General features: G+C 70.4%; 7 protein-coding genes. 2 read left to right on the forward strand and 5 right to left on the reverse strand.

The genetic code is table 11. The features are described 5' to 3' along the window. Positions 1–250 precede the first annotated feature (250 nt). The gene (locus B7L92_RS36700) at positions 251–784 is read left to right on the forward strand and encodes a TerD family protein (protein ID WP_081241482.1); all 534 of its coding nucleotides are present in this window, start codon (positions 251–253) and stop codon (positions 782–784) included. 118 nt (positions 785–902) lie between these two features. On the opposite strand, the gene B7L92_RS36705 is transcribed toward B7L92_RS36700, so the two are convergent. Both B7L92_RS36705 and nrdR read right to left on the reverse strand, forming a co-directional pair. Beyond that, the gene (locus tag B7L92_RS36705) at positions 903–3,803 is read right to left on the reverse strand and encodes a vitamin B12-dependent ribonucleotide reductase (RefSeq protein WP_081241483.1); all 2,901 of its coding nucleotides are present in this window, start codon (positions 3,801–3,803) and stop codon (positions 903–905) included. Positions 3,804–3,968: 165 nt separating this feature from the next. Continuing rightward, positions 3,969–4,526 (reverse strand): transcriptional regulator NrdR, encoded by a 558-nt coding sequence (gene nrdR / locus B7L92_RS36710; protein WP_081241484.1) that lies wholly within the window; start codon positions 4,524–4,526, stop codon positions 3,969–3,971. Positions 4,527–5,116: 590 nt separating this feature from the next. Between nrdR and lexA the strand changes: the two genes are divergently transcribed. Continuing rightward, complete coding sequence (lexA, locus tag B7L92_RS36715; protein WP_004982586.1) at positions 5,117–5,896, forward strand: transcriptional repressor LexA; 780 nt, start codon at positions 5,117–5,119, stop codon at positions 5,894–5,896. A gap of 176 nt (positions 5,897–6,072) precedes the next feature. On the opposite strand, the gene B7L92_RS36720 is transcribed toward lexA, so the two are convergent. The 3 genes from B7L92_RS36720 to B7L92_RS36730 all read right to left on the reverse strand — a co-directional run. Continuing rightward, on the reverse strand, positions 6,073–8,058 hold the full coding sequence (locus B7L92_RS36720; RefSeq protein ID WP_081241485.1) for an ATP-dependent DNA helicase: 1,986 nt from the start codon (positions 8,056–8,058) through the stop codon (positions 6,073–6,075). 231 nt (positions 8,059–8,289) lie between these two features. After that, positions 8,290–9,045: a GNAT family N-acetyltransferase gene (locus B7L92_RS36725; protein ID WP_081241486.1), complete on the reverse strand. Its 756-nt coding sequence runs from the start codon at positions 9,043–9,045 to the stop codon at positions 8,290–8,292. After that, positions 8,940–10,498: IucA/IucC family protein (locus tag B7L92_RS36730; RefSeq protein WP_081241487.1), on the reverse strand; the 1,559-nt coding region annotated here is incomplete at its 5' end. The genes B7L92_RS36725 and B7L92_RS36730, both read right to left, overlap by 106 nt.

Consider the following 10,498-nt stretch of genomic DNA (forward strand, 5'->3'; position numbering starts at 1 on the left):
ACCCCGGCTCCCCCAGAAGCCCCGCCCACTTCCGCTGCCCCCGCTCGAACCCTCGGCGGTCCACCACGGTGCAGCGAATCCACTTGACCAGCACTGCGCCATCGTAAGGCCAGGGAGGGTGGCGTCGGTCACCCTCGGGTGGCCCGCTTCCCCTCCTCCGCCACCGCGTGCGTGGCAGGATGGACAATCCGCCGGGATCGCCCGGTGGTTGGGGCGGACGGCAGGACCGTCGCGGGGAAGGGGAGAACTGGTGAACGGCCTCAGCAAGGGCATCCGCAAGGTCGAGATCGCACTGCGGTGGGACCCGAGTCCCTCGGGAGAGCCGTCGACCGACCTGGATCTCGTCGCCGCGCCCTATCCGGCGAGCGACCCGCACGGCGACCCCGCCTACGTGGTGCACTTCGACAGCCGCTCCCCCGACGGCACCATCACGCTCAACCGGGACAGCAAGGACGGCAAGGGCTTCGGCTACGACGAGGTCATGACGCTGGAGCTGGACCGCCTCGACGCACGGTACGCGCGCGTGGTGGTCGGCGTCGTCGTCCAGCAGCACCGGGCGCCGCGCACGTTCTCCGGTGTGGGCAGCCCGGGTCTGCGCATCCGCGAGGGGTACACCGTCCTGGCCGAGGACGACTTCGGCGGTGTCCCCGGGGCCACGGCGGCGACGGTCGCGGAGTTCGTCCGCGACGACTCCGGAGCCTGGGCCTTCCGTCCCGGAGTCCAGGGCTTCGAGGGCGACCCGGCGGCCTTCACCCGCACGATGGGAGCGGCGCGCCGGCCGTGACCCGGCGAGCGGGTCGGTGAGGCCCGGCCTGCCACGACACCGAGGGCGGTGGCACCGGTACGCCGGTGCCACCGCCCTCGCTCACGACCTCAACCCCCGGGGGCCGCGCCCGGACGCGTCAGCTGCACCCGCTGGTCGAGCCGCAGCCCTCGCAGATGTAGCAGGAGCCGGCCCGCTGCATCTTCGTGCCGCAGGAGAAGCACAGCGGAGCGTCGGCCTGGATGCCCAGCTGCATCTCGACCAGTTCGGCGCTGGTGTGGGCCTGCTTCGGGGCGGGCTTGGCCGCCTCGGTCTCGACCTTCGGCGTGGCGATCGCCTTCAGCTCCTGGGCCCGCGGCGCCGACTGGGCCAGGCCCTCGACGTCGACCTCGTCGTCGAGGGACTGCTCGTACGAACCGGTCTCCAGGTGGCGCTGACGCTCCTCCGCGGAGTGGATGCCCAGCGCGGAGCGCGTCTCGAAGGGCAGGAAGTCCAGCGCCAGGCGGCGGAAGATGTAGTCGACGATCGACTGCGCCATCCGCACGTCCGGGTCGTCCGTCATGCCGGCCGGCTCGAAGCGCATGTTGGTGAACTTCGAGACGTACGTCTCCAGCGGCACGCCGTACTGGAGGCCGACCGAGACGGCGATGGAGAAGGCGTCCATCATGCCCGCGAGCGTCGAGCCCTGCTTGGACATCTTCAGGAAGACCTCGCCGAGCCCGTCGTCCGGGTAGGAGTTGGCGGTCATGTAGCCTTCGGCGCCGCCGACCGTGAAGGAGGTGGTGATGCCGGGACGTCCCTTCGGGAGGCGCTTGCGGACCGGGCGGTACTCGACCACCTTCTCGACCGCGGTACGGATCGTCTCCTCGGTCTTCTCGGCGATCTCGGCCTTCTTCTCGTCCTCCTTCTTCTTGGCGGAGAGCGGCTGGCCGACCTTGCAGTTGTCGCGGTAGATGGCGAGGGCCTTGACGCCCAGCTTCCAGGCCTCGTAGTAGATCTCCTCGACCTCCTCGACGGTCGCCGTCTCCGGCATGTTGACCGTCTTGGAGATGGCGCCGGAGATCCAGGGCTGGATCGCGGCCATCATGCGGACGTGGCCCATCGGGGAGATGGCGCGCTCGCCCATGGCGCAGTCGAACACCTCGTAGTGCTCGTGCTTGAGGCCGGGGGCGTCGATCACGTTGCCGTGCTCGGCGATGTGGGCGACGATCGCCTCGATCTGCTCCTCCTGGTAGCCCAGGCGGCGCAGGGCCTGCGGGACGGTGCCGTTGACGATCTGCATCGAGCCGCCGCCGACCAGCTTCTTGAACTTGACCAGCGCGAGGTCGGGCTCGACACCGGTGGTGTCGCAGGACATCGCCAGGCCGATCGTCCCGGTCGGGGCGAGCACGGACGCCTGGGAGTTGCGGAAGCCGTTCTTCTCGCCGAGGCGCAGCACGTCCTGCCATGCCTCGGTGGCGGCGGCCCACACCGGGGTGTCCAGGTCGTCCATGCGCACGGCGGTGCCGTTGGCGTCGGCGTGCTGCTTCATGACGCGCTGGTGCGCGTCGGCGTTGCGGGCGTAGCCGTCGTACGGGCCGACGATCGCGGCGAGCTCGGCGGAGCGCCGGTAGGCGGTGCCGGTCATCAGGGAGGTGATCGCGCCGGAGAGGGCGCGGCCGCCGTCGGAGTCGTAGGCGTGGCCGGTCGCCATCAGCAGGGCGCCGAGGTTGGCGTAGCCGATGCCGAGCTGGCGGAACGCGCGCGTGTTCTCGCCGATCTTCTGGGTGGGGAAGTCCGCGAAGCAGATCGAGATGTCCATCGCGGTGATGACGAGCTCGACGACCTTCTGGAAGCGCTCGGTCTCGAAGGACTGGTTGCCCTTGCCGTCGTCCTCGAGGAACTTCATCAGGTTCAGCGAGGCCAGGTTGCAGGACGTGTTGTCCAGGTGCATGTACTCGCTGCACGGGTTCGACGCGGTGATCCGGCCGGACTCGGGGCAGGTGTGCCAGTTGTTGATCGTGTCGTCGTACTGGATGCCGGGGTCGGCGCAGGCCCAGGCGGCCTCGGCGATCTTGCGGAAGAGCGCCTTGGCGTCGACCTCCTCGATGACCTCGCCGGTCATCCGGGCGCGCAGGCCGAACTTGCCGCCCCGCTCGACCGCCTGCATGAACTCGTCGTTGACGCGGACCGAGTTGTTGGCGTTCTGGTACTGGACGGACGTGATGTCGTCGCCGCCCAGGTCCATGTCGAAGCCGGCGTCGCGCAGGACGCGGATCTTCTCCTCTTCCTTGACCTTGGTCTCGATGAAGTCCTCGATGTCCGGGTGGTCCACGTCGAGGACGACCATCTTGGCGGCGCGGCGGGTGGCACCACCGGACTTGATCGTTCCTGCGGAGGCGTCGGCTCCGCGCATGAAGGAGACCGGGCCGGAGGCGTTGCCGCCGGAGGAGAGCAGTTCCTTGGAGGAGCGGATCCGGGAGAGGTTCAGGCCGGCGCCGGAGCCGCCCTTGAAGATCATGCCCTCTTCCTTGTACCAGTCGAGGATCGACTCCATGGAGTCGTCGACGGACAGGATGAAGCAGGCGGAGACCTGCTGCGGCTGGGGCGTGCCCACGTTGAACCAGACGGGGCTGTTGAAGCTGAAGATCTGGTGCAGGAGTGCGTACGCCAGCTCGTGCTCGAAGATCTCGGCGTCGGCGGGCGAGGCGAAGTACTTGTGGTCCTCACCGGCCTTCCGGTACGTCTTCACGATGCGGTCGATCAGCTGCTTGAGGCTGGTCTCGCGCTGCGGGGTGCCCACGGCACCGCGGAAGTACTTGCTGGTGACGATGTTGACCGCGTTCACCGACCAGAAGTCGGGGAATTCCACGCCGCGCTGCTCGAAGTTGACCGAGCCGTCGCGCCAGTTGGTCATGACGACGTCACGGCGCTCCCAGGCCACCTCGTCGTAAGGGTGGACTCCCGGGGTGGTGTGGATGCGCTCGACACGCAGTCCCTTGCCGGCCTTGTTGCTCTTGGCTCGGGAACTCCGTGCCGGACCGCTCGCCGTCTCTGTCATGCCGCCTCCCTGTACGGGCTGAAACGCCCTGAAGTGCCCCGTTGTTTCCGTGGCACGGTGTTCTGTCTGGTGCTGCGGGCGCCCACTCGTCCACCCGCAACAGGTCTTCTCATCGCCGCCGCCCGGCCGCTCCCCGCACCTGGCGTACGGGACCGGCCCGCCGGTTCAGTCGGCGGCGCGGGCGGGTTCGGGGACCTGGACGGCCCCTCCGGACCCGCCGTCGTCTTCCCGGCTCTCCGCGACAGCTCCCTCGCGGTCCCCGCCGTCCTCGGCGGGTTGCTCCGCCCGCCGGAGTTCCACGATCGCGGCCTCGAAGTCCTCGAGCGAGTCGAACGCCCGGTAGACGGAGGCGAACCGCAGATAAGCGACGAGGTCGAGCTCCTGCAACGGGCCGAGTATGGCCAGTCCCACGTCATGGGTGGTCAGCTCGGCGCTTCCGGTGGCCCGTACCGCCTCCTCGACGCGCTGGCCGAGCTGGGCGAGCGCGTCCTCGGTGACGGGCCGCCCCTGACACGCCTTGCGCACACCATTGATGACCTTGGTACGGCTGAAGGGCTCGGTGACTCCGGACCGCTTGACCACCATGAGCGAGCACGTCTCCACGGTCGTGAACCGCCGGGAGCAGTCGGGGCACTGGCGGCGCCTGCGGATCGACGTGCCGTCGTCGGTCGTACGGCTGTCGACGACACGGCTGTCGGGGTGCCTGCAGAAGGGGCAGTGCATGGACTCCAACCCTCCTCACAGCAGACTCAACGGCCTCGCTGGGCCTCACGGGCCTCACGAAGCAGCTCCAGCATAGGCGATCTCCGAGGGCCCGAAGACCCGGGGACCACAACTTCTGGGCCACTGCCGCAATCCAACCACTAGATGTGGGGATTGGCTCATACATGCACGTCCTGCATGCGTGTCGTGCGCGGTGGGCCGGACGCGAGCCGCCCGACCGCCTCCGCAGTACCCGGACACGCCCGTTCGAACCCCTCCGGGACCACCGGATGCGTCACACAGCGGCACCGCGCACGGGGGGACGCCGTGCGCGGGGAGGGGGTGGCGCGACTCCCGAGGAGGGCCGGGGCCGCTCCCTCCGGCACGGGGCACCCGATGGCAGACTGAGGCCCGCCGGCACGAGGCCCTCACCTCGGCGGTGAAGAGTACAACAACGGGCCCGTTCGCCCGGCAGGGAGCACGACGGCCAATACACCCCAGCAAGAGATCACGCACGGCAATTCGCGAATTTTCACTCGAACGTGTGTTTGGCGCAACCTTTCGAAAGCAACTACCGTTGTGCTGCAGGGAGACCATCGAGAGGGGCCGACGTGACCACCACCGCAGACAGTGCCGCCATCACTGCCCAGGACCGCTCCCAGGGCCGACTCGAGCCGGTGCACGCGATGAACGAAGCCGTGAATCCCGAGGGACACAAGCGCTCCCTGCCGGGCAGGCCTCCCGGCATCCGGGCGGACAGCTCCGGGCTCACCGACCGCCAGCGCCGGGTGATCGAGGTCATCAGGGATTCAGTGCAGCGACGCGGCTATCCGCCGTCGATGCGCGAGATCGGACAGGCGGTCGGCCTCTCCAGCACGTCGTCCGTGGCGCATCAGCTGATGGCGCTGGAGCGCAAGGGCTTCCTGCGCCGCGACCCGCACCGCCCGCGCGCCTACGAGGTGCGCGGATCCGACCAGGCCGCCCCCGTGCAGCCCGCGGACACCGCCGGCAAGCCGGCCGCGTCCTACGTCCCGCTCGTCGGCCGGATCGCCGCCGGTGGGCCGATCCTCGCGGAGGAGTCCGTCGAGGACGTCTTCCCTCTCCCCCGGCAGCTCGTCGGGGACGGTGAGCTGTTCGTGCTGAAGGTCGTGGGCGACTCGATGATCGAAGCCGCGATCTGCGACGGCGACTGGGTCACGGTGCGCCGCCAGCCCGTCGCCGAGAACGGTGACATCGTGGCGGCGATGCTCGACGGCGAGGCGACCGTCAAGCGCTTCAAGCGCGAGAACGGCCATGTCTGGCTCCTCCCGCACAACGCGGCCTACGAGCCGATCCCCGGCGACGACGCGACCATCCTGGGCAAGGTGGTGGCCGTTCTGCGGCGCGTCTGACACACGGCGCGGGCCGGCCTCGACCGCCGCCCCGCCCCTCGACCGGGCCCCGGGACCCCTGCGCCGGTTCCGGGGCCCTGTGCTGTCCGGATCCGGTGACGGGCGCCGACGGCGGACGGCGACGGTCCTCGGCCGTACCGGGGGTGTGCCGCGGGTCCGCGGCACACCCCGCTCCCCTACGCCTCCCCCTCGGCTTCGGCCTGCTTCGCCGCCGCGTCGATCGCGGCCAGTGACTTCCTGACCTGGTTGCGGTCCGTGGTGTACCAGAAGTCGGGCAGTGAAGCCTTGAGATAGCTGCCGTAGCGGGCCGTCGCCAGCCGCTGGTCCAGTACGGCCACCACACCCCGGTCCCCCGAGGCACGGACGAGACGGCCGGCTCCCTGCGCCATGAGCAGCGCCGCGTGGGTGGCGGCGACCGCCATGAAGCCATTGCCGCCCGCCTCCTCCACGGCCTTCTGCCGGGCGCTCATCAGGGGGTCGTCCGGGCGCGGGAACGGGATCTTGTCCATGACGACCAGCTGACAGCTCGGACCCGGGACGTCGACGCCCTGCCAGAGCGACAGCGTGCCGAAGAGGCAGGTCCTGGGGTCGGCCGCGAAGTTCTTGATCAGTTCCCCGAGCGTCTCCTCGCCCTGCAGGAGGATCGGGAACTCGGGGATCCGGGAGCGCAGCTCCTCGGCGGCGAGCTGGGCGGCCCGCATCGAGGAGAACAGCCCCAGTGTGCGGCCGCCCGCCGCCTGGATCAGCTCGGTGAGCTCGTCGAGCATATCCGCGCGGTCACCGTCACGGGCGGGGCGGGCCAGGTGCCTGGCGACGTAGAGGATGCCCTGTCTGGGGTAGTCGAACGGCGAGCCGACGTCGATGCCCTTCCACTGAGGAAGGTCATCGCCTTCGACTCCTTCGGGGCCGAGGCCCAGAGAGGCCCCCACGCCGTTGAAGTCGCCCCCCAGTTTCAGCGTCGCGGACGTCAGGATGACGGAGCGGTCGGCAAAGAGCTTTTCCCGCAGCAGACCCGAGACGGACATGGGGGCGACGCGCAGGGAGGCGCCGAACCGGTCATGGCGCTCGTACCAGACGACGTCCCACTCGGAGCCGTTCGTGATCCGCTCCGCCACCTCGTGGACGTTCTCCACGGAGGCCAGCGCCTGCTTGCGGACCGCGTCCTCGTCCTGGACCGACTTGTCGCGGGTGTTCCCGATCGCGGAGATCACGGTCCGGCAGGCGTCGCGCAGCGCCATGAGCGCGTAACCGAGGTCTTCCGGAATCTCCTCCAGCCGGCCCGGAAGCGCCAGCTCCATCAGCCGTTCGAAACCTTCGGCGGCGGTCTGGAGCTGGTCGGCGGCCTTCTCGTCGACGAGCTTGGCGGCACGGCGCACCGCGCGGTTGACCTGCCCCGGGGTGAGCTCCCCGGTGGCGACTCCGGTGACCCGGGAGACCAGTTCATGGGCCTCGTCGACGATCAGTACCTCGTGCTGCGGGAGCACCGGCGCGCCCTCGATGGCGTCGATCGCGAGCAGGGCGTGGTTGGTGACGACGACCTCGGCCAGCTTGGCGCGCTCACGGGCCATCTCGGCGAAGCACTCGGCGCCGTAGGCGCACTTCGTGGCCCCCAGGCACTCCCGCGACGACACCGAGACCTGGGACCAGGCCCGGTCGGACACCCCGGGCGTGAGGTCGTCCCGGTCGCCGGTCTCCGTCTCATCCGACCAGTCGCGCAGACGCAGCAGGTCCTGGCCCAGCTTGCTGGTGGGCGCGGCCGCCTCGAACTGGTCGAAGAGGCCTTCCTCCTCGTCCTGCGGCACTCCCTCGTGAAGACGGTGCAGACACAGGTAGTTGGACCTGCCCTTGAGCATCGCGAACTCGGGGCGGCGACGCAGCAGGGGGTGCAACGTCTCGACCGTGCGCGGCAGATCACGCTCCACGAGCTGGCGTTGCAGGGCCAGGGTGGCCGTCGCCACGACGACTCTCTCCCCGTGCGCGAGCGCGGGCACCAGATAGCCCAGCGACTTTCCGGTACCGGTGCCGGCCTGGACCAGCAGGTGGGTGCCGTCGTCGATCGCCTCGGCGACGGCCTCGGCCATGGCCACCTGGCCGGGGCGCTCCGTGCCGCCGACGGCGGTGACGGCAGCATGCAGGAGTTCGGGGAGTGAGGGCTTCGTCATAGCGCGACCACCCTACGGCCCGGAGCTGACATTCGAGTGATCACGGCAAGGTCGGGGGGTGCGATCAAGACGGGGACTCCTCGGATCGGGGCGGCGGCCACCGGTCGCGGTCCGGCGCCGGCGCGGTGACCGGCGCCGGTGTCCGGGACCGGCACGGAAGAAATTGCCGCGGTGCGGGGAACCGGGACGGCGCGAGCGGTGTACCACATGTGAGAGCGCAGTGACGGAGCGCTACAGGAGATGACGCAGGGATCGGTCCCGCACCATGAGGGCGGCCCGCTTGCCGGGCAGGTCGAGCTCGGTGGAGAAGCGGAAGCCGGCGCGCAGGAAGGCGGTGACGGAGGGAATGTTGCGAAGGTCGGGTTCCGCGACGACGCGTGTGGCCGCAGGGCGTCTGTCGAGGGCGAGGTCGGCGACGGCTCTGAGCAGCGTGCCGCCCAGACCCCGCCCCCGGTCGCCGAGGGCACCGATGAGGAGGTGGAGCCCGGTGTCATGGGGCCGGGCCGGGTAGTGGCGGGCCAATGGGTCGAGATCCGCCCGGTAGACCTCCCAGTAGCTCATCGGCGTGCCGTCCAGCACGCCGACGCACGGAACGCTGCGTCCGTCACCCGCGATTTGGGCCCGCACGTGGTCCGCCGTCACGGCCGGCGGCCCGGACAACTCCCAGAACTCGGCGACGGCGGGGTCGTTCATCCACCGTGCGAGGAGCGGCAGGTCGCGTTCGACGCATACGGGGACGAGTCGGAACAGACCTGCGGGAGTGCGGACCGGGCCCCAGTCGCCGATGTGGTCGAGCAGGTCGTGAAGGTCGTGGAGGCCCGCCTCGTCCGAGGGGGCCGCGGTGCCGCCGACGGCGGTCGTGTGGGGGAACGGGTGGGCCATCAGGAGTGCAGGGGGTTGGCGATGGTGACGTAGACGGACTGGGTGTCGACCGGGCCGACGAGCTCGTCGAGGCCGTGCAGCCGGGTCAGCATGTTGGCCTTGCAGCGCAGGACGGGCGAGTCCAGCAGGCGGGCGGGCAGCGAGCTTCGGGTGCGTGCCGGGCCGGAGGAGACCGCGGTGAGAAAGCGGCGGAAGGCGGCGAGCAGCAGCCGCTCGTCGGCGAGGCGTTGAGAGCCGAAGGCCCCGACGAGGCCGAACACGTTGTTGACGGCCAGGTAGTACGCGAACCGTTCGTCGGTGACCTCGTCGGAGACGAAGGTGTCGCTGTGCTCGCCGATACCGGGCAGTCGGGCGTCGAGCTCCGCGCGGCGGGACTCACGGAAGTAGTAGCCCTGGTTGTCCCGGTAGCGCCCGCCCGCGGGCCAGCCGTCGGTGTCCAGCAGAAGCAGGGTGTTCTGCTGATGTGCCTCCAGGGCGATGCCGGCCTCTCCGTCGAGCCACAGGACGGGCCGCACCACGTGCTCGAGGTACCGCAGGAACCACTCGGCGGCCACGGCATCGCGAGAGCGTCCCGTACGGGCGGTGAGACGTGTGACGAGCTCCGCCAGCCGGGATCCCATGACCGGGGCATGCGTGCCCGCACGGTTCCGGGCGGTGTCGGTGACGGCGGCATGCACCGTGGGACCGGCGTCCGTGCCCGGTCGTGGGCAAGGGCGCGGCGAGACCAGTCCGGCGACACAGGCGACGTCGTGGTGGGGCCGGAACGGGTTGTGCCGGATCACGACGTCCAGCCCGGGCACGGGATCGCCGGCCGGCCCGTCCACGGCGAGCCAGGCCGGATCACGGACGATGTCGAAGCCCGGGTGCACGGCCCGCCACTGCCGGGCCAGCCCGGTGCGCAGCAGACGGTGGACCTCCACACCACGGTGGAGTTCCTTGCGGAGGTTCTCCCTGCGGGAGTTGGTGATGCGCAGGCCCAACGACAGCTTGAGCATCGCGGGGGCGTCGGCCCGGTGGACGGTGCGTACGGAGGAGGTGGGGTGCCAGGGGGTGCCGTGGCTGCCGAGGTCGCGGAGCAGCCCGGCGTCCAGCAGAGCGGCGGTCTCGGTACGGTGCCGGATCTCGCGCAGTTGCCAGGGGTGTACGGGGAGAGCCGCGTATCCGTCCGGCAACGGCAGTCCGGTTCCGGCGAGACGTGCGGTGAGGCGGGGCGCGGGAATCCGGCGTCCGCGCTCGGTCCAGGCGGAGTCGGTGGCGAGCAGGGAGGGAGCGACAGCCATCCAGTGGAGGGGGAAGGAGCCGCGCACCTCGGGTGAGTACAGCCGTGCCTCGGCGTCGGAGAGCCCCTCGCGGCTCTTCGGAGCCGGGTGCAGCGGGTGGCCGAGGAGGAGGGCCTGTTCCGCGGCGAGGAAGAGGTCGGGGACGTCTGCCGGATTCTTCCGCCGATCGGTGAGGAAGGCGGCGACGCGCCGGAGGGAGTCGGCGACGCACGAGGCGAGGTCGGTGGCGTCACCGACCGCGGGAGCGGAGGCCGGGGGGAGCTCCCCGGCCTCGGGAC

The organism is Streptomyces viridosporus, assembly GCF_002078235.1.
Taxonomy (GTDB): domain Bacteria; phylum Actinomycetota; class Actinomycetes; order Streptomycetales; family Streptomycetaceae; genus Streptomyces; species Streptomyces viridosporus.